Raw genomic sequence first — 18,573 nt, 5'->3', positions numbered from 1 at the left:
GGCCAAGTCGACGTCGAATCCTGCTATGCCGAAACCTGGGCTGCGCCCGTTCCTGCCTGCCGACGCACCGATCCTGGCCGAGATTTTCCGGGCCAGTATCCAAGAGCTGACAGGTGAGGATTATTCCGAAGGTCAGCAGGAGGCCTGGGCCGAGGCGGCCGATGACGAGGAGGCCTGGGTGAAACGCCTTGCGGGCTGTTTGACCATCGTGGCAACGATCGGCGGCTCGCCCGTCGGCTTCATCGCGCTGAAAGGCAAGGAATTGGTCGACCTGCTCTATGTCCATCCGGCGGTCGCCGGACAGGGCGTGGCCTCAACGCTCTATGGAGCCATCGAACAGCTCGCCAAGGCGCGTGGCGCCGATCATCTGACGGTCGACGCCAGTGATACTGCCCGGGACTTTTTCCTCAAGCAGGGTTTCGTGCCCCAGCAGCGCAACACGGTGTCGCTTGGCGACGAGTGGCTCGGCAACACCACCATGAAGAAGGTGCTTTCGGCCCCGCCCGAGGCTGTCAGGCAATGACGCGCGATCGCCTCTATCTCTTCGACACCACTCTGCGTGACGGCGCCCAGACCACGGGAGTCGACTTCTCCCTCGCCGACAAGCAGGCGATCGCCGGGTTGCTCGACGATCTCGGTGTCGACTATATCGAGGGCGGCTATCCCGGCGCCAATCCGCTCGACACCCAGTTCTTCAGCCAGCCCAACGGCCTCAAGGCGAAGTTCACCGCCTTCGGGATGACCAAGAGGGCAGGGCGCTCGGCCGCCAACGACCCCGGTGTCGCAGGCCTGCTGGATGCGCAGGCGGACGCGATCTGCTTCGTGGCCAAGAGCTGGGACCATCAGGTGCGCATGGCCCTCGGCATCAGCCTGGAAGACAATCTCGATTCGATCCGCGATAGCGTCGCCACGGCCAAGGCACGTGGGCGCGAAGTGCTGCTCGACTGCGAGCATTTCTTCGACGGCTACAAGGCCAATCCCGATTATGCGCTCGCCTGCGCCCGTACGGCCCATGAGGCCGGCGCGCGCTGGGTGGTCCTGTGCGATACCAATGGCGGTAGCCTGCCACATGAGATTGAGCGCATCGTCGGCGAGGTCGTCAAGACGATCCCCGGCGGCCATCTCGGCATCCATGCCCATAATGACACCGAGCAGGCGGTCGCTAATTCGCTGGCGGCCGTCAGGGCGGGCGTGCGGCAGATCCAGGGCACGCTGAACGGTTTGGGCGAGCGCTGCGGCAATGCCAACCTCACCTCGCTGATCCCAACATTGCTGCTCAAGCCCGCCTATGCCGAGCGCTTCGAGATCGGGGTGGATGCGGCTGGGCTCGAGAACCTGACGCGCATCTCGCGCAAGCTCGACGAACTGCTCAACCGCATGCCCGACCATCATGCACCCTATGTCGGTTCCTCGGCCTTTGCCACCAAGGCCGGCATCCATGCCTCGGCCGTGGTGAAGGATCCTTCCACCTATGAGCACGTGCCGCCGGAAAGCGTGGGCAACCGGCGCAAATTGCTGGTCTCGGACCAGGCCGGCAAATCCAACATCCTGGCCGAACTGGAACGCCTGGGGCTGGCCGTCGACAAGGATGATCCCCGTCTCTCCAGATTGCTTGGGGCACTGAAGGACAAGGAAGCGCAAGGCTATGCCTATGAGGGGGCGGATGCCTCTTTCTTCCTGCTGGCCAAGCGTATTCTCGGCAGCGTCCCGGAGTTCTTCTTCGTCGAGCGCTTCAGCGTCAATGTCGAGCGGCGCTGGAACGAGCGCGGCGAACTCGGCGTGTTCTCCGAGGCCATCGTCAAGGTCAAGGTCGGCGCCGATGAACTGATCTCGGCAGCGGAGGGACATGGCCCGGTCAATGCCCTCGACACGGCGCTGCGCAAGGATCTCGGCAAGTATCAGTCCGTCATCGAGGACCTGAAGCTGATCGACTACAAGGTCCGCGTCTTCCAAGGCGGTACCGATGCGGTGACGCGGGTGCTGATCGAATTCCAGGATGCCGCCGGCGATCGCTGGGCCACCGTGGGCGTCTCCGACAACATCATCGATGCCTCCTTCCAGGCGCTGGTTGATTCGATGACCTACAAGCTGCTCAAGGCTGGCGCGGAGGTTTGAGGATCGAGCCCGTTGCGGCGAGCGGGCTTTTCCTCAACGGCGGATTGCTTCGACATTGATGTCTATGCGCACGACGTCGCCGATCAGGGGGATGAAGGCCTTCATGCCATAATCCGTGCGACGGATGCTCGTGGTCGCGGTGAAGCCGGCCACCATGCGACTGCCGCGCAGCGGATCCGGCGCGATCTGGTTGAAGGTGGTCCGCAATGTCACGGGCCTGGATATCCCGAGCAGCGTCAGCTCTCCGCTGAGATCGGCGCTGCGCGGACCACGCCGCTTCACCTTTACGGTCCGAAAAGTGATCGTCTGATGGCGGGCGACGTCGAAGAACTGGCTCGACCTCAGATCCTCGTCGCGCGTCGGCACCCCCGTATCGATGCTCGAAGCCTCGATCGTTGCCTCGACCAGGCTTTGCTCGGGATGTTCTTCATCGAGCGTGAGCATGCCCTTCAACTGGCGGAAGCTGCCCGTGACGGTGGAATAGCCGAGATGGTCGATATGGAAGATCGCCTGGGTATGCTCGGGATCGAGATCGTAGAGATCGCCTGCGAATACGAGAGGCGAAAGGCCGGCGCTGAAAAACAGTGCCGCCACAGTCACGTGGAAAGACCTCTTCATTGCATTGTCCATACTGCCAGGCCGCGAAACGCCGGAGCATGAACACCGCAGGGCGCAATCCTATTCGATCGCAGCCTCGCAATGCGAAGGTCAGAGCGTCTCGGGCGCGACGCTCATCGCCATTTCGGCCCGCGAGATCTTCTCGATCGCAGCCTTGACCATCAGCACGACCTCTTCGGGCGTGTTGGCCACCAAGACCTCCACCGCGGTCTCGGGACGAATGAAGCCTTCCTCGCGCATATGGTCGAGAATGTCGAGGAAGCGCGTCCAGAACCCGTCGATATTGACCAGCAGGATCGGCTTCTTGTGTTGGCCGAGTTGGGCCCAGGTCAACTGCTCGACCAGTTCCTCCAGCGTGCCAACGCCCCCCGGAAGGGCGACGAAGGCGTCAGCCCGCTCGAACATCAGGCGCTTGCGCTCATGCATGTCCTTGGTGACGATGAGTTCCTCGACCTCGGTGAGCATGCGCTCGCGGCGCTGCAGGAAGGTCGGGATGATGCCGGTAACCCGGCCGCCATTCTCGATGACGGCGCGGGCGACGGTGCCCATCAGGCCGACATTGCCGCCACCATAGACAAGGCGGATGCCGCCTTCAGCCATGTCCCGGCCGAGACGCTCGGCGCCGGCGACATAATCGGGGCGGGTGCCATTGCTGGAGCCACAATAGATGCAAATCGAACGAAGCTTTGTCATATCCCCGGTTTCGCACTGCGGCATGGGTGGGTCAAGTTGCTTTGCCGCCGCACGGATCAATCGGCAAGGTTCCCTTGCCTGCCGCAAACCTTGCCCAACAGGAGATCGAGATCGCGGAAGCGGCCCGTCGAGACCCACACGGTTTCAGACGTCACAGGGCTGCGTCGTTTCGGGCCGATGGTGAAGTTCAAGGAGCGGCTGTGCTCGAGAACGCAGAAGGTCACGGGGGCGATGGCGATCGTCAGCTCGGAATCCGGCTGGACGCTTCCGCCCGACCGGTCCGATAACTCGAACCGGTTGCCGATCTGGATGATGGCGAGCAGGTCAGCCGTGGGCAAGGGGAGCGTCCCGATCGTCGGCGTAACGCTCACCACGACGCCAGTGCCTTTCGGATCCTGCCGGAAATTGACATGCGAGATGATAGCCTTGCCCTGATAGAGCCCCGCCGGCACGTCGGCGGCGGTCACAGTGAAGGCAGCGATGCGCTCGGACATTTTTTGAGCATTCAGCGCCGTCTGAAGTTTCAGGACCTGGCCCCGCGCATCCTGGTCGTCGGTGATGATCTTCGTCTCCAGCAATTCACTGTGGTTCATCACGTGAATGTTCTTGTTGTCGGCGAGCTGGAGCAGCCCGTTGATACGTGGATCAATTCCCATCTCGGCGAAATAGCGGGCGGCCTGGTCATATTGTGCCGGTGTCGTCTTTACCTTGATCCGGTTGACCGACAGAATCTCTCGCCGGATGACGCGCCCGTTGAGAGTGGTCTGGCGCCAGCGTGTTAGAGTCCGCGAGCTGGCGAATTGATGAACACCGACCGGGCTGACCCAAAAGACGTGACGTGCAACTCCTCCGGCCAGCGCGAACACACAGGCCGAATTGCAAAAGGCTCCCGCATTGTTGGCGAAGCCGCGACGGCCCTTCATCATGGTGTCGGAGCATTTCCTCTCTTCTGGCGTACAGGGAGCCAGCATGGTCCGGCCGACCGTGACCTCCAGGCCTGCCCGACGAATCAGGCGGCCGATGGCGTATCCGGCTGTAACGTCTCCGCCAGGCGAGGTGAGGATGAAGGGCAGCTTCCTGCCGCCACTGGCTTTCAGAACCTTGCGCAGCAGCGCCGGCGTCGCGGCGGTGATGTCACCGTCGGCGGAAATCCATTCGGCGCAATTGGGTTCACAATCGACGGCGGCGCTGCGCACGATGAGAATGCGCATCGCGGAGCTCTTCGGGCGTGCTCCAGCCTCTGTTTGGCCGGCTTGCGATGGCATGGTTCCAAAGAGAATGGTCAGGCAAAGAGCAGATACAAAGAGCGCCGCTCGTTTCATGGAACCTTCCGATCAAGCCCCGTCCGATGAAGAATATCGTGCGTTCCTGGATTTTCATCACAATTCTGCAGCAATGGCGCTGCAGTTCGGTGTACAAGTCCTGACAAGGGCGCCGGCAAGAAATGTCGGCGCGATACTTTGCTCGTTCGACAGCATTGTGATGGTGCAGGTCTTTCGTCCGGCAGGTGAAGCGGGTAAGTAAAATCTGATGAAACGGTGCGCGTTCTTGCATCGGGAGTAGAAGATGGCAGTGGGCTGGAAGAGTCTGGCGGGAATAGTGGGAGCCGCGAGCGTCGTCAGCGTCGGTACGCTCTACAGCGTGCTGGTGCGCGAGCCTGCCCGGCCGCCGTCGCCGCTGGTCGGCGATGCCAAGCCGGCAGTTACCGCCAATCCCCCCGCCGACAAGATGCAGAAGCCCGCGCTGACCGGCGAAGCCGTCAAGCCGGAGTCGGCCAGGACTGCGGGAAGCAATACCGAAGTGGCGAAAACCGAAGCCGCGAAGGTTCCAGCAACTGGCAACGAGGCAGCCAAGTCCGATCCTGGCAAGCCCGATCCTGGCAAGCCCGATTCTGGAAAGACGGAGGCGGCTCATCCCGAGGCCGTCAAAACTGAAGCCGCCAAACCCCAGCCTCCCAAGCCCGAGGCGCCGAAACCGGATGCGGCCAAGGGACAGACCGCCCCGACCTTCGATATTGCCCGCATCGAGCCGGCCGGCAGCGCGGTGATTGCAGGGCGAGCCGCGTCCGGCGCCACGGTGGAACTGCTGCGCAATGGCAACCCCTATGCCCGCGTCGTTGCCGACATCAACGGTACCTGGGCGATCACGCCGCCCGCTTTGCCGAAGGGCCCCTGCGAACTGACCCTGCGCACCACATCGCCGGACGGGCGGGTGACCTTGTCTGAGCAAACCCTCTCTGTCCGCGTTCCTGAAAAGCCGGGCGAAGAGGTGGTGGTCGTGCTCAACTCGCCCGACCAGCCCTCCAAGGTATTGACCGACGCGGCGCCGCCGACGAGCAAGCCAACCGAGCAGCCGGCAGCGCCATCTCCGGCAGGTGCAACCGCATCTGTCGAGGCGGACAAGGGATCTTCACGAGCCAATGTTTCGATTCGGACCGTCGAGGCGGACGAGATGGGCCGTTTCTTCGTGACGGGTCGGGCGGAGCCGGGGGCCGCCTTGCGCATCTATCTCAACGATACGCTGGTGACCGGCGTGACGGCGGCCAAGGACGGCACCTTCGGCATGACGATCGAGAAGGGCATGCAGCCGGGCAATTACCGGGTTCGCGTCGACGATGTCGCGGCTGCCAACGGGCAGGTGCTGACACGGGCCGAAGTCCCGTTCGCCATGGTCGACAAGGCACCCTCGGCCTCGGCTCCGGCCGTGGTGGCGGCGATCGCCACGCCGTCGCGTTCAGGCTCCACCCGTGGCGGCCAGCCCGCTGCAACGCCGCCGCAAGCGGCGACCACGCCCTCTACCGCAGTGCCCGGCGCCGCCACACCGGCCCCGGGTGACAAGACGCAGCCGGCAGCGGCTTCCGCGCCGGCCCAAGGCGCCTCTCCGGCCATCGAGCCCGGCACGCAGGGGGCGGGAACCACGGGAGCCGCCTCGTCGCCGGCACAGGCGGAGGCCGTGCCGCCGGCCTCCGGCAATACCGTGGTGCCACGATCCGCCACGACGCCATCCGCCTCCAACCCCGCGACCCCCGAGACGGCACCAGTGCAGACGAGCGAGGCCAAGCCGGCCCAACCGTCGCCACCGCCCTCTGTGGCCGTGATCCCCGAGATCCGCACCACGACGATCCTCCAGGGCGACAATCTCTGGCGGATTTCGCGCAAGGTCTATGGCCAGGGCATCCGCTATACCTGGATCTATGACGCCAATACCGATCAGATCCGCAATCCCAATCTGATCTATCCGGGCCAGATCTTCGTCATGCCGGATAAGAAAACGCCTTGAGCCGAGTGGGATGCGGGCCTTGTACGAGGCCTGGCGCAGCGAGATTTCATCGCAAGACGCTTGCGGTCATGCCGCTGCAGACCTAACTACGCAGCGTCATTGCCAGAAAACTCCTGATGCCGGCGATCTTCCGCTCGCCGGTCGAAAGCCCGTTCATGCCATCCGCCGACCCTTCCACCGCTCCCAAGCGCATCAGCGCCGACCAGGGGGCCTTTCTCCAGACGATGAAGCATTTGTGGCCCTATATGTGGCCACAAGATCGTGCGGATCTGCGCATGCGGGTGATATGGGCCTTCGTGCTCTTGCTGCTGACCAAGCTCATCACCCTGGTCGTACCCTACACGCTCAAATGGGCGACCGATGGGCTGGCCGCCGTCGGCGGCGACCGCGAGCTTACGGGCCATACCTTGGCGGTGATGCTGGCCGGCGTGCCGCTCACCATGCTGGTGGCCTATGGCGCGGCGCGCATCCTGATGACGGCGATCTCGCAGTGGAAGGACGGCCTGTTCGCCGCCGTGTTCATGTACGCCGTGCGGCGGCTGGCGATCGAGACCTTCGAGCACATCCACAATCTCAGCCTGCGCTATCATCTCGAGCGCAAGACCGGCGGCTTGTCGCGGGTGATCGACCGCGGGCGTACCGGCATCGAGAATATCGTCCGCTTCGCCACCATCAACATACTGCCGACCATCGTTGAGCTGACGCTCTACCTGATCATGCTGCTGCTGCAGTTCGACTGGCGATACGCCCTGATCGTGCTCGCCACGACGGCCTTCTATGTCTGGTTCACCATCAAGGCGACCGAATGGCGCATCTCGATCCGCCGCGAGATGAACGATTCCGACACGGACGCCAACCAGAAGGCGATCGACAGCCTGCTCAACTACGAGACGGTCAAGTATTTCTCCAACGAGGAGCGCGAACTCGCCCGTTACGATCGCGCGATGGCTTCCTACGAGCAGTCGGCGATCCGGACCTATATCACCCTGACCTGGCTCAATATCGGCCAGGGCATCATCTTCATGGCGGGTATGCTGGGCTCGCTGCTGCTGGCCGGCCTGGGCGTCTACCACGGCGTCAATACCGTCGGCGACATCGCCCTGCTCAACGTGATGTGGCTGCAACTGGCAACCCCCTTGAACTTCCTCGGCTTTGCCTATCGCGAGATCAAGCAGGGCATCACCGACATCGAGACCATGTTCGAGCTGCTCGACAAGGATACCGAGGTCAAGGACCGGCCGGGCGCCGCGCCGCTCGAGGTGCGCGAGGGCCGCGTGACCTTCGAGAATGTGGTGTTCAACTATGATCCCGACCGCCCGATCCTGCAGGGGCTTTCCTTCGACGTGCCGGCAGGCCGCACGGTGGCGATCGTCGGTCCCTCGGGCGCCGGCAAGTCGACGATCTCGCGGCTGTTGTTCCGCTTCTATGACGTCAATGGCGGGCGCGTGCTGATCGACGGGCAGGACGTGCGCGACGTCACCCAGAAATCGCTGCGCGCCGCCATCGGCATGGTGCCGCAGGATACGGTGCTGTTCAACGATACCATCCGCTACAATGTCCGCTATGGTCGCTGGGATGCGACCGATGCGGAGGTTGAGGAGGCGGCCCGCCTTGCCCAGATCGACACCTTCATCCGGCGCATGCCCAAGGGCTACGAAACGGAAGTCGGTGAGCGCGGCCTCAAATTGTCGGGCGGGGAGAAGCAGCGCGTCGCCATTGCCCGCACCATCTTGAAGGGGCCGCCGGTGCTGGTGCTCGACGAGGCGACCTCGGCGCTCGATAGCTACACTGAAATGGAGATCCAGGCTGCGCTCGAGCGCATCTCGGAGAACCGCACCACGCTGGTGATCGCGCATCGTCTCTCGACGGTGGTGAATGCTGACGAGATCATCGTGCTCGACAAGGGCGTGATCGTCGAGCGTGGCAATCATGAGGAGTTGCTGGCTCACGGTGGCGTCTATGCCGGCATGTGGAACCGCCAGCGCGAGGCCGATGAGGCCCGCGAGAAGCTTCAGCGCACCCAGGACGATGCGTCGCCAACTGCCGATTATCGGGACGCTCTGGCCGGATAGGCGATATTGGGGGCGGAGAACCCGGCCTCAGTTCAGCCCCGGTTCATCTTGTACGCTGCTTACTCGCCTCGGCTGGGTGTTAGTCTTGCGTAACAGGAACCCTCTTCATGTCGACCCGACGTCGTTTTCTCGCTGGAGCTGCCGCCGCCGGCGCCACCATGCTTGCCGCTCCGGCGTTGGCGCAGAACCTGATCGAATGGCGGATGGCGACGGCCTGGCCGAAGGGGTTGCCGGGAGCGGGCACGGGAGCCCAGCGCCTGGCCGACCGGATCGGCGTGCTCACCCAGGGCCAGCTCACCATCAAGCTCTACGCGGCCGGCGAACTGGTGCCGGGTGACCAGAACATGGCGGCCGTGATGTCGGGCGACGTGGAGATGTCGCACGACATGTCGGCCTATTATCTGTCCAAGTCTCCTGCCTTCGCCTTTTTCTCTGCCATTCCCTTCGGCCTGATCGCCCAGGAATTCGATGCCTGGCTCTATGCCGGCGGGGGCAGGGCGCTCTGGGATGAACTGGGCGGGCAATTCGGCATCAAGGCCTTTGCGGCCGGCAATACCGGCGCGCGCCTCGGCGGCTGGTTCCGCCGGGAGATCAACAGTGTCGCCGATCTCAAGGGCCTGCGTTTCCGCATCGGCGGCCTGGCCGGCCAGGCTCTCGCCAAGCTCGGCGTTCAGCAGGTGCTGATGCCGGGCTCGCAGATCCTGCCCAAGCTCCAGGCCGAGGAACTGGATGCGGCCGAGTTCATGGGGCCGGTCAACGATCTCAGCTTCGGTTTTCACAATGCCGCCAAGTTCTGCTACTGGCCGGGCTTCCAGGAGCCCTGCGCCGCTCTGCAACTCCAGATCAACCGCGCGAAATACGACGAATTGCCGGCAACTCACAAAGTGGCGATCGAAGTCGCCTGTGCCGAGGAGAATACTCGCTCGCTGGCTGAATATGGCGCCCGGGCGCCGGCAGCGATCGCCCAGGCGGTAACGCAGCAAGGCGTTGTTCTCAAGCAATTCCCCGACGAGGTATTTCAGGCCTTCGGCACGGCCAGCGGTCAGGTGTTGAGTGAAATCATCGACAATGGCGACGAGTTCATGCGCCGTCTCGCCGCCTCCTATTTCGGCTTTCGCCAGCAGACCTTGCTCTGGACCCGGATCGGCGACCAGGGCTATGCCAATATGCGCCTGCTGGCCTACGACTATCCTAAAGGCAGCTGATCGCGTCTTTGTTCGCCGGGTGGGGGCTCTGATCTGGCCGGTTTTGTGTGCCTTCCGGATTGGGTCGCGGGAGACGGAGTGGCTGTTTGCCTCGTAGCGTTGGTTTTTACCATTTGTATACGATTGATGTGACGTAAAGTTATTTTTACGCCCTATGGCAGCGCGGTTTCCAGGTTTTCGATAAGCGTTCTGTAGAAAAACATCTGTCGATTACATGCGAATGCAAATATGTGCCATTTAGTGTGAATTACGTGCCTAAGCATACGGGTAATGTTCAAACTTCAGCGCATGTCGTGGAGGAACAGTTTATTCGATCGATACGATTGATTACGTAATTAACCGTTTGTTCATGATGATATACGGTGATGGGTTGATCGGAAGAGGTCGTTTGGCGTAAGGTTCACCTCCGGGGCGGCGCCCCCGTATCGGGGTTTAGTGGGGGCGCTGGTCTATGGCGTGGGGCGATCGACAGGCGATGAGGGGGCTCAGCAGGCTCGAACGCCTGATGCCGGCGCGGCAGCGTCTGGCCAAGGGGCTGGCCTTGTCGGTGGCCGTTATGGCGCTCATTGCCGGGGCGAAGCCCCAACCCGCCGCAGCCTTCAAGCTTTTCGGCTATAATTTCTTCGGATCGGACGAGAAGCCGGTTTCGCCCGACGCCCAGACCTACAAGATCGAAGTGGTGATTGCGGGCGGGGACAAGGATATCAAGTCGGCGGTCGAGGGCGCGTCCTCTCTGTATAGCGGCAAGGACGAAACGCCGCCGCCGAGCACGCCTGCCTTCCTCTCCAAGGCGCGGACCGAATATGATCGTATCCTCGGTACGCTCTATGCCAATGCACGCTATGGCGCTTCGATCTCGATCCTGGTCAATGGGCGCAAGCTCGAAGAGATTCCCGTCGACGCTACCCTGCCTCACCCGGTCCCGGTGGTTGTAAACGTCAATCCCGGTCCCGTCTTCACCTTCGGCCGGATCCGGCTGGAAAACCGGGCGCCGCACAGCCCGATCGACGACATTCCCAAGACCAAGACGCCCGAGCGTCTCGGCCTCGAGCCGGGCCACCAGGCCAATTCGGACATCGTACTGTCGGCGGAGCAGGCGATGATCGATGCCTGGCGCCGCCAGGGCTACCCCAAGGCCAAGGCCCTGCCACGCGTCATCACCGCTGACCACGTCAACAACAGGCTCGATGTCACGCTGGCGGTCGAGCCGGGGCGCCTGGCCCATTACGGGCGCATGACCGTCGATGGCACCAAGGACATGAATCCAGCCTTCGTGGCGCGTCAGACCGGCCTCCGGCCGGGCGACCAATACGATCCGGCCGAGATCGAACTCGCCAAGCGGCGCCTGCAGCGCCTGCAGGTGTTCTCGACCACCAGCATCGTCGAGGGCGACGCGATTGCGGCCGACAGCACCATGCCGCTGATGATCACCGTGTCGGAGCGCCCATTGCATGTCTTCGGTGCCGGTGCCGAATATTCCACCACCGACGGCATCGGCCTCAACGGTTATTGGGAGCACCGCAATCTGTTCGGCGAAGCCGAGCGCCTGCGTTTCGATGCGACCGTGGCGGGCGTCGATTCCACCGATCCGACCAAGTTCACCTATTCGGGCGGCGTCACCTTCGTGAAGCCGGGGATCTTCGATCCGTTCACGGATCTTACCGCGCAATTGCTGGCCAAGCGCGAGGTTTACGATCCCTATTCGCAGAACACCTTCCGTGCGCGCATTGGGCTTGCCCACGAATTCTCGGAGCGATTGACCGGCAAGATCGCGCTGAACGGCGAATATGACCAGGTCGAAGACTTTTACGGCAAGCGCAATCTCCTGCTGTTCAGCCTGCCCGGTGAACTCGCCTATGACACCACCGACGACAAGCTCGAGCCCACGCGCGGCTATCGCCTGAAGGGCACGCTCGAGCCGTTCTACGAGGCCAAGTTCGGCAATTTCGGCGCGATGACCCGTATCGACGGCTCGGCTTATTTCTCCTTCGACGCGATGGGACGCTATGTCCTGGCTGGCCGGGTTGCGGTCGGCTCCATCGTCGGGGCGCCGGCCAACGAATTGCCAGGCGATCGCATGTTCTATGCCGGCGGTGGCGGCTCGGTGCGCGGATATAATTTCCGCAGCCTCGGTCCCAAGCTCGACAATGGCTTCGTGGTGGGCGGCCGCTCTTTGCTGGAGGGCTCGCTCGAAATGCGCATCAAGGTGACCGACAGCATCGGCATCGTCCCCTTCGTCGACGCAGGCAGCGCCTTCTCTACCTCCTATCCCTCCTTCGACGAGGACATGAAGATCGGCGCAGGCGTCGGTTTGCGCTATTATACCAGTCTCGGGGCGATCCGGGTGGACATCGCCCGGGGCCTCACACCCGTGAAGGGCTTCGTCATCGAGGATGGCAAGGTCAAGAAGAAGAACACGCCGCCTTTCGCCCTCTATATCGGATTGGGAGAGAGCTTCTGATGCGGCGCCGGATCATTCTCTTAACGGCCGTCGCAGTCGTGGCCGTGCCCCTCGGCCTCAGGGAACTTGCGCCGGCGCGGGCTGATGACGCCAGCGAGAAGTCCTGGTTCATCACCTATGTCGAGGACACCATCTCGACGCCCGACCAGAAGATCTCGCTCGGCCAGATCGATGGCGCCCTGTCGTCTGATGTGAAAATCTCTTCCATCACCATCGCCGATCGGCAGGGCGTGTGGCTGACCATCAAGGACGCCCATCTGGTCTGGAGCCGGCTCGCCCTGATGAGCAAGAAGCTCGATGTCGACCTTCTGGAGGCGGGTTCGATCGAGATCACCCGCAAGCCCAATCCGCCTCAGGGAGTGCAGCCGGCCGCGGGCGAGGGTGGTTTCTCCCTGCCCGAGCTACCGGTTTCGGTGAAGCTCGGCAAGCTTGCCGTACCCGTGGTCAAGATCTCGGCGGCACTGGCGGGCGAGGACACGGTGTTCGACGTTGCTGGCAATGCCCTGCTGGCAGACGGCAAGCTGCATTCGGAATTGCTGATTAAGCGGACGCAGCCCGCCGGTGGCGATCTCACTTTCACCACCGACTTCGACAATGCGACCAAGCAATTGGGTCTCAATCTTTCGCTGCAGGAACCGCATGGCGGCTTCCTGACCAGCATGCTGAAAGTACCGGGCTCGCCGCCGCTCGGCTTCACCATCGTCGGTTCGGGACCCCTGGACAATTTCGCTGCCGACATCGCTCTCTCGGCCGATGGCAACAAGCTGTTCGGCGGCAAGGCCATGCTGGCGCAGGGGACCGATGGCGTCACCTTCAAGGCCGATCTCGGCGGCAATCTGGAGCGGCTGGTCGATCCCGCCTATGCCGATTTCGTCCGTGGCCAGTCGGCCATTTCGGTCGAGGGCGGGCAGGTGGCCGGCGGGGGCTATGCGCTCAAGCATGCCACCATCAAATCCGGCGTACTCGACCTCGCTTTGTCGGGCGCCCTCTCGGCCGATGCTTTTCCGACCAACCTCAAGCTCGACGGCAAGTTCGGTGCCGAGGATGGCCACGACATCCTGCTGCCGGGCGGCAACGCCCGCATCAAGGGCATGACGCTGGCGGCCCAGTTCGGTGACGGCGGCTGGACGGCGAATTTCGATCTGCAGAAGCTGGCGGCCGGCACGGTCGCCGCCGAGAGCGCCACCATCAAGGCCGGCGGTGATGCCCGGAACCTCGCCGATCCGCAAAAGCGCAGCCTCACCTTCAAGGTGGATGGACGCGGCGACAAGCTCAGTTCCTCCGATCCGGGTCTGGCCAAGGCGCTCGGCAGCAGCCTCGGCCTCACCGCCGCCGGCAAATGGCAGGCGGGGCAGCCGGTGGTCGTCGATGGCGTGCGCCTGGCAGCGAATGCTTTCCAGGCCGGCTTCACCGGCATCGTCGGCGCCAAGATGAGCGGCATCTACTCGCTGGCCACGCCCGATATCTCGGTCTTCTCCGGTCTGGCGGGACGCGAATTGCGCGGCAAGGCAGACCTGACCGCGAAGGGTGACGTCGCGGTGGCAGGCGGCGGTCTCGCCTTGACCGTCGAGGGCAAGGCCAGTGACATCGTGCTCGGGGATCCGCGCCTGGATGCCGTCCTCAAGGGGGCAACCAGCCTCAAGGGCGGCGTCCGGCGCGATACCGAAGGACTGCATTTCGACAAGATCACCCTCGTCAACCAGCAGTTCAACGCCTCGGCGGATGGGCTCTATGGTGCCAAGGCGATGGACTTCAAGGCCACCGCGAACCTGTCCGATATCAAGCTGGTGACGGACCGTGCCTCCGGTGCCGTCGAGGTCAATGCCAGCCTGAAGGGCAGCGCCGAAAAACCCGATGTCGTCGCCGATCTCATCGCGCCCAGGCTGGTGCTTCAGGGCAAGCCCTTCACCGATGGCAAAGCCAATTTCACCGGCAGCGTTGCCGGTGCCGCCGTCAATGGCGTGTTTTCGCTCGCCGGCCAGCTCGACCGCATGCCGGTGAAGGCGGGGGCGACGATATCAACCCTGCCGGATGGCACACATCAGATCAACGGCCTGAATGTCGGAGCCGGCGCGGCCCAGCTCGCCGGCGACCTTGCCGTGACCCCGAACGGGCGCGCCAGCGGCCAGCTCAACGCCGCGATCCCGGATATGGCGGCGATCGCGCCGCTTCTGCTCGTCAAGGCATCGGGATCGCTCACCGCCAATATCGGGCTCTCGGTCGATGGCACCAAGCAGAACGCCGCGATCAAGGCACAGGCCAAGGCGCTCAAGGTCGAAGCCAATAGCATCGGCTCCGCGACGGTCGACTTGACTGGCCGCGACCTCACAGGTGTGCCGGCACTCTCGGGCACCGTCAACGCGTCGAATGTTCAGGCCGGCTCCTTCATCCTCAATCAGTTGCAGGCCACCGCCAAGTCAGAAGGCGAGAATGCGACCGCCTTCCAGCTCCAGGGCACGATGCCTCGCGGCAAACTGGCCCTGTCGGGTGCGGTGAAGCCAGCCGGGGATGGACTTGACGCCAGGCTCGATACGCTCAACGTCTCGCAGGAGGGCATCTCAGCCTCCCTCCAGTCTCCCGTCACCATCGCCAGCCGCAAGAGCGGGGTCTCGATCCCCAGGGCCGTGCTGCGGATCGGGCAGGGTGGTGTCGTCTCTATCGACGGCAAGGTTGGCGAGACCCTGGCGATGAACGTCGTCGTCGGTCAATTGCCGTTGTCGCTCGCCAATATCGCCTCCCCGGGCCTCGGTGCCACCGGCACGCTGTCGGCCAATGTGAAACTCTCCGGCAAACCGGCCGACCCGGTGGCGGAGTTCGACGTGAAGGGCGCCGGCCTCGGCGTCGCCGCCACCAAGGGCTTCGGCATTCCGGCTTTGCAGCTTGCCGCCAATGGCCGCTATGCGGGCAAGGCCGTCACCATCGGCAATGCCAGCCTGACGGGAGCCGGAGGTCTGTCGGTCACGGCGCGCGGCCGTGTCCCTTTGCAGGGAGCAGGCCTCTCCGTCGACGTGCAGGCCTCGGCGCCGCTCGCTCTGGCCAATGGCGCCTTGCGTGACCGTGGCGGCCGCGTGACCGGCACGCTTACCCTCAATGCCAAGGCCGGCGGATCGATCTCGGCGCCATCAGTATCAGGCCAGGCGGTGATCGCCGGCGGCACGGTGACCGATCCCGAGACCGGCATGAAGCTGACGGGAATCGGCAGCACCATCCGCTTCGACCGCGACCGGGCAACCATTGCCCAGTTCAGTGCCACCACCCAAGGCGGCGGCAGCATCGGCGTCAGCGGTTCGGTCGGGTTGAAGCCCGATTTCGCCGCTGACCTGAAGATCACCACGCGCAACGCCAAGCTCACCGACGGCAATCTGGCGACGGCAATCGTCTCCAGCGACATCACGATACGCGGGCCCTTGATGGCCAGGCCGGTTATCGGTGGCCGTATCGATATCCAGCGGGCCGAGATCACCATTCCCGAACGCTTTGCCGCCAATGCCGCCATGCTCGGTGTCAAGCATCTCAAGCCGCCGCGTGAGGTGGCCCGGACCCTCGCAAAGGCGAAGGACACCGCTGCGGCTGGCAAGCCCAAGAAGGGCAAAGCCAGTTCCGGCCCCAATGTGGTGCTCGATCTCACCATCGACGCGCCGGCCCGCATCTTCGTGCGCGGTCGCGGCATTGATGCCGAACTCGGCGGCCAGATGGCGCTGAAGGGCTCGGTCGCCAACATCGCGCCGGTGGGCTTCCTGGAGATGCGGCGCGGTTCGCTCGACGTCATCGGCCAGCACATCGTGTTCGACAGCGGCAAGGTGACCCTTGTCGGCGATCTCGATCCCAACATCGATTTCGCCGCGTCCACCCGTAACAGCGCGATCACCGTGACGGTACGCGTGACCGGACGCGCCTCCGATCCGCAGATCATACTCTCCTCGGTGCCCCAGTTGCCGCAGGACGAGGTGATGGCCCGGTTCCTGTTCGGTCGCAGCATCCAGGACCTGTCGCCGCTGCAGCTCGCCCAGCTTGCCACCGCCGTGGCCCAGCTCGCTGGCGGTCCTTCCGGCCCCGGCCTGCTCGACAAGATCCGCAAGTCGACCGGGCTCGACAATCTCGGCGTGGTCACCGATTCCAGCGGCAACGCGGCCGTGCAGGCCGGCACCTATATCGGCGACAAGATCTATCTCGGCGTAACCTCAGGCGTGGGCGGCCAGACAGACGCCACCATCAATCTCGACGTCACCAAGAACCTCAAACTGCGCGGCCAGGCCGGCACCGACGGTTCCAAGGGCGGCATCTACTACGAACGCGAATATTAAGGCCGGTATTTGCTTTGGGATTCGTCCGTCAATAAACGGATCGAATTGGCCCGACCTTTGTCATTGCCGGGCTTGACCCGGCAATCCACGGCCCCTCCAGACGTTGAAGACGGGAGGCGCGGGACGCCCGGATCAAGCCCGGGCATGACAAAGGCAGCGTTTTAGTTGTTTCCAGCCAATGCCTCAGCGACCACCCGATACCCGCAGGATCGAGCCGGTGACGTAGCTCGAGGCTTCGGACAACAGATAAAGTGTCGCGTCGGCGATCTCCTCGGCTGAGCCGATGCGCTGCATGGGAATGCTTGGCCTGATGCGTTCCACACGTCCGGCGTCGCCCGTACTGCGGGCATGGATCTCGGTATCGACCATGCCGGGCTGGATGGCGTTGACACGCACGCCCTCATTGGCGAGCTCGCGGGCAAGGCCATAGGTCAAGCCGTCGATCGCCGCCTTGGACGCGGCATACCAGACATATTCGCCGGGCGAGCCCAAGGTGGCTGCGGCGGATGACATGTTGACGATGGCCCCACCCAATCCGCCCAGCCGGGTCGAAAGCCGCCTGGCCGCTTCGCGCGCCACCAGGATGGCGCCGGTGACGTTGAGATCGATGGTTTCGCGGATGATGGACGGATCGGTGTCGGCGAGCTTGCCGGACTTGCCGGTGATGCCGGCATTGTTGACGAGGTGGGTCAACCTGCCGAAATCGTCGATGGCGGCAAACAAGGCCGCGATGTCATCTTGCCTGGCCATGTCGCCGGCGAGGACGAGAACCCGCGCCCCGGCAAGGCGGGCGGCCCGCGCCACGGCCTCGGCAGCTTCATGGTCGCTGCGATAGTTGATGATGAGGTCGTAGCCTGCTGCGGCGGCCTTGAGTGAGACTGCGGCCCCGATGCCGCGGCTTCCGCCGGTGACGAGGAGGAGAGGGCGCATCGACATGGAGAACTCCCGGCTGTGATCTGCCTTGGCTGGCTGAGGGAATGGAGGCGCTCTGATTGCTCAGAGAGCGAAGACGCCCCCAGGTTCGATGGGAACGGCCTCGCGGATGACCCAATCGGCGATCCCCTCGATGTCGTCGAGGTCGAAGCGCTGCATCGGGAAGGGGCCGGGCGCGTCGGTGGCGATGGCGCGAATGTAAGGGTCGGCCGGATAGATGTAGTCCTTGTCGGTCGCGGTGCGGTGCACCTCGATCTTGGGATGCGGATCGCGCTTGAAGCCCTCGACGATGACGAGGTCGACTGGCGTCAGGCGCTTGAGCAGTTCGCCGAGCGAGGGTTCGGGCGCCCCGCGCAGCTCATGCATCAGAGCGAAGCGATGAGCCGAGGCGACCAGCACTTCCTGCGCCCCCGATTCGCGGTGGATGTAGGAATCCTTGCCCGGCTTGTCGACATCGAAGGCGTGGTGGGCATGCTTGATAGTCGACACCGTCAGGCCTCGACGGCGCAAGGCCGGGATCAAGGCGGCGATCAAAGTCGTCTTGCCGGCGCCGCTCCAGCCCGACAGGCCCATCAGCCGCATCATGGCGTGGGCGCCTTGCGGATATGGTGGGCGGTGAAGCCGGGCTCCTCGCTGCGGCCTTCATAGATGTCACCGGTCTCGCGCATGAGATTGGGCAGGTCGATCGCCGCCATCGGATCGGTACATTCGAGGATGAGACGGTCGCCGGGAGCAAGGCGTGCCAGTTCCTTTTGCGCGCGCAGCACGGGCAGCGGGCATTTGAGACCGCGCAGGTCGATGCGCGAGGCCGGGTTGCTGCGCAAGGCCGGATTGCTGTGCAAGGCTTGGTCGGCGGCCGGTGGCGAGGGCGGAAAAGCGGACATATCTATCGC

The 18,573-nt window shown here is 63.8% G+C and carries 14 protein-coding genes; 8 read left to right on the top strand and 6 right to left on the bottom strand.

The window, feature by feature from the left end; all coding sequences use genetic code 11:
- Positions 1-25 precede the first annotated feature (25 nt).
- Both AB4037_RS17630 and cimA read left to right on the top strand, forming a co-directional pair.
- The gene (locus AB4037_RS17630) at positions 26-523 is read left to right on the top strand and encodes a GNAT family N-acetyltransferase (protein WP_441772388.1); all 498 of its coding nucleotides are present in this window, start codon (positions 26-28) and stop codon (positions 521-523) included.
- Entirely contained in the window at positions 520-2,115 is a 1,596-nt protein-coding gene (cimA, locus tag AB4037_RS17625) for a citramalate synthase (protein WP_441772387.1), read from the top strand. Before AB4037_RS17630 ends, cimA begins: the two co-directional genes overlap by 4 nt.
- 33 nt (positions 2,116-2,148) lie before the next feature.
- On the opposite strand, the gene AB4037_RS17620 is transcribed toward cimA, so the two are convergent.
- The 3 genes from AB4037_RS17620 to AB4037_RS17610 all read right to left on the bottom strand — a co-directional run bounded on the left by AB4037_RS17620 (position 2,149) and on the right by AB4037_RS17610 (position 4,349).
- A complete protein-coding gene (locus AB4037_RS17620) occupies positions 2,149-2,733 on the bottom strand; it encodes a YceI family protein (protein ID WP_441772386.1) in 585 nt (194 codons plus the stop codon).
- 90 nt (positions 2,734-2,823) lie between these two features.
- Positions 2,824-3,426 carry a TIGR00730 family Rossman fold protein gene (locus AB4037_RS17615; RefSeq protein WP_441772385.1) on the bottom strand — a complete coding sequence of 201 codons (603 nt, stop codon included), beginning with the start codon at positions 3,424-3,426 and terminating at the stop codon, positions 2,824-2,826.
- Positions 3,427-3,482: 56 nt separating this feature from the next.
- Positions 3,483-4,349, bottom strand: a complete 867-nt coding sequence (locus AB4037_RS17610; RefSeq protein ID WP_441772384.1) for a hypothetical protein — start codon at positions 4,347-4,349, stop codon at positions 3,483-3,485.
- A gap of 139 nt (positions 4,350-4,488) precedes the next feature.
- Here AB4037_RS17610 and AB4037_RS17605 point away from each other — a divergent pair, with 139 nt between their 5' ends.
- The 6 genes from AB4037_RS17605 (at position 4,489) to AB4037_RS17580 (ending at position 16,747) form a co-directional block, all read left to right on the top strand.
- Complete coding sequence (locus tag AB4037_RS17605) at positions 4,489-4,950, top strand: hypothetical protein (protein ID WP_434957147.1); 462 nt, start codon at positions 4,489-4,491, stop codon at positions 4,948-4,950.
- Positions 4,951-4,992: 42 nt separating this feature from the next.
- The gene (locus AB4037_RS17600) at positions 4,993-6,705 is read left to right on the top strand and encodes a LysM peptidoglycan-binding domain-containing protein (RefSeq protein ID WP_441772383.1); all 1,713 of its coding nucleotides are present in this window, start codon (positions 4,993-4,995) and stop codon (positions 6,703-6,705) included.
- Positions 6,706-6,821: 116 nt separating this feature from the next.
- Positions 6,822-8,777, top strand: a complete 1,956-nt coding sequence (locus AB4037_RS17595) for an ABCB family ABC transporter ATP-binding protein/permease (RefSeq protein WP_441772382.1) — start codon at positions 6,822-6,824, stop codon at positions 8,775-8,777.
- A 107-nt stretch (positions 8,778-8,884) separates the two neighbouring features.
- Complete coding sequence (locus tag AB4037_RS17590) at positions 8,885-9,982, top strand: TRAP transporter substrate-binding protein (protein WP_441772381.1); 1,098 nt, start codon at positions 8,885-8,887, stop codon at positions 9,980-9,982.
- A gap of 475 nt (positions 9,983-10,457) precedes the next feature.
- Positions 10,458-12,443 carry an autotransporter assembly complex protein TamA gene (locus tag AB4037_RS17585; protein ID WP_434957143.1) on the top strand — a complete coding sequence of 662 codons (1,986 nt, stop codon included), beginning with the start codon at positions 10,458-10,460 and terminating at the stop codon, positions 12,441-12,443.
- Complete coding sequence (locus AB4037_RS17580) at positions 12,443-16,747, top strand: translocation/assembly module TamB domain-containing protein (protein WP_441772380.1); 4,305 nt, start codon at positions 12,443-12,445, stop codon at positions 16,745-16,747. The genes AB4037_RS17585 and AB4037_RS17580 overlap by 1 nt, the downstream gene beginning before the upstream one ends.
- Positions 16,748-16,930: 183 nt before the next feature.
- Here AB4037_RS17580 and AB4037_RS17575 read toward each other — a convergent pair whose 3' ends face one another.
- Genes AB4037_RS17575 through AB4037_RS17565 form a run of 3 tightly spaced genes read right to left on the bottom strand, consistent with a single transcriptional unit; the run spans position 16,931 to position 18,564 of the window.
- Positions 16,931-17,683 carry an SDR family oxidoreductase gene (locus AB4037_RS17575; protein WP_441772379.1) on the bottom strand — a complete coding sequence of 251 codons (753 nt, stop codon included), beginning with the start codon at positions 17,681-17,683 and terminating at the stop codon, positions 16,931-16,933.
- Positions 17,684-17,743: 60 nt separating this feature from the next.
- A complete protein-coding gene (gene mobB, locus AB4037_RS17570; protein WP_434959664.1) occupies positions 17,744-18,262 on the bottom strand; it encodes a molybdopterin-guanine dinucleotide biosynthesis protein B in 519 nt (172 codons plus the stop codon).
- Positions 18,262-18,564: a sulfurtransferase TusA family protein gene (locus AB4037_RS17565; RefSeq protein ID WP_441772378.1), complete on the bottom strand. Its 303-nt coding sequence runs from the start codon at positions 18,562-18,564 to the stop codon at positions 18,262-18,264. Before AB4037_RS17565 ends, mobB begins: the two co-directional genes overlap by 1 nt.
- Positions 18,565-18,573 lie beyond the last annotated feature (9 nt).

The sequence above is a fragment of the Labrys sp. KB_33_2 genome (assembly GCF_052114505.1).
Classification (GTDB): Bacteria; Pseudomonadota; Alphaproteobacteria; order Rhizobiales; family Labraceae; genus Labrys.
The sequence above is the reverse complement of the archived record's forward strand: the minus strand, read 5'-3'. Positions and strand labels throughout refer to the sequence as shown.

Excerpts from the sequence above, each read along its gene's own strand:
- AB4037_RS17600 (WP_441772383.1), top strand. The coding sequence starts at position 4,993 with ATGGCAGTGGGCTGGAAGAGTCTGGCGGGAATAGTGGGAGCCGCGAGC.
- AB4037_RS17615 (WP_441772385.1), bottom strand. The coding sequence starts at position 3,426 with ATGACAAAGCTTCGTTCGATTTGCATCTATTGTGGCTCCAGCAATGGC.
- mobB (WP_434959664.1), bottom strand. The coding sequence starts at position 18,262 with ATGCGGCTGATGGGCCTGTCGGGCTGGAGCGGCGCCGGCAAGACGACT.
- AB4037_RS17580 (WP_441772380.1), top strand. The coding sequence starts at position 12,443 with ATGCGGCGCCGGATCATTCTCTTAACGGCCGTCGCAGTCGTGGCCGTG.
- AB4037_RS17565 (WP_441772378.1), bottom strand. The coding sequence starts at position 18,564 with ATGTCCGCTTTTCCGCCCTCGCCACCGGCCGCCGACCAAGCCTTGCAC.
- AB4037_RS17590 (WP_441772381.1), top strand. The coding sequence starts at position 8,885 with ATGTCGACCCGACGTCGTTTTCTCGCTGGAGCTGCCGCCGCCGGCGCC.
- AB4037_RS17630 (WP_441772388.1), top strand. The coding sequence starts at position 26 with ATGCCGAAACCTGGGCTGCGCCCGTTCCTGCCTGCCGACGCACCGATC.
- AB4037_RS17610 (WP_441772384.1), bottom strand. The coding sequence starts at position 4,349 with ATGAAGGGCCGTCGCGGCTTCGCCAACAATGCGGGAGCCTTTTGCAAT.
- cimA (WP_441772387.1), top strand. The coding sequence starts at position 520 with ATGACGCGCGATCGCCTCTATCTCTTCGACACCACTCTGCGTGACGGC.
- AB4037_RS17585 (WP_434957143.1), top strand. The coding sequence starts at position 10,458 with ATGAGGGGGCTCAGCAGGCTCGAACGCCTGATGCCGGCGCGGCAGCGT.
- AB4037_RS17605 (WP_434957147.1), top strand. The coding sequence starts at position 4,489 with ATGAAGGGCAGCTTCCTGCCGCCACTGGCTTTCAGAACCTTGCGCAGC.
- AB4037_RS17620 (WP_441772386.1), bottom strand. The coding sequence starts at position 2,733 with ATGAAGAGGTCTTTCCACGTGACTGTGGCGGCACTGTTTTTCAGCGCC.
- AB4037_RS17575 (WP_441772379.1), bottom strand. The coding sequence starts at position 17,683 with ATGTCGATGCGCCCTCTCCTCCTCGTCACCGGCGGAAGCCGCGGCATC.
- AB4037_RS17595 (WP_441772382.1), top strand. The coding sequence starts at position 6,822 with ATGCCGGCGATCTTCCGCTCGCCGGTCGAAAGCCCGTTCATGCCATCC.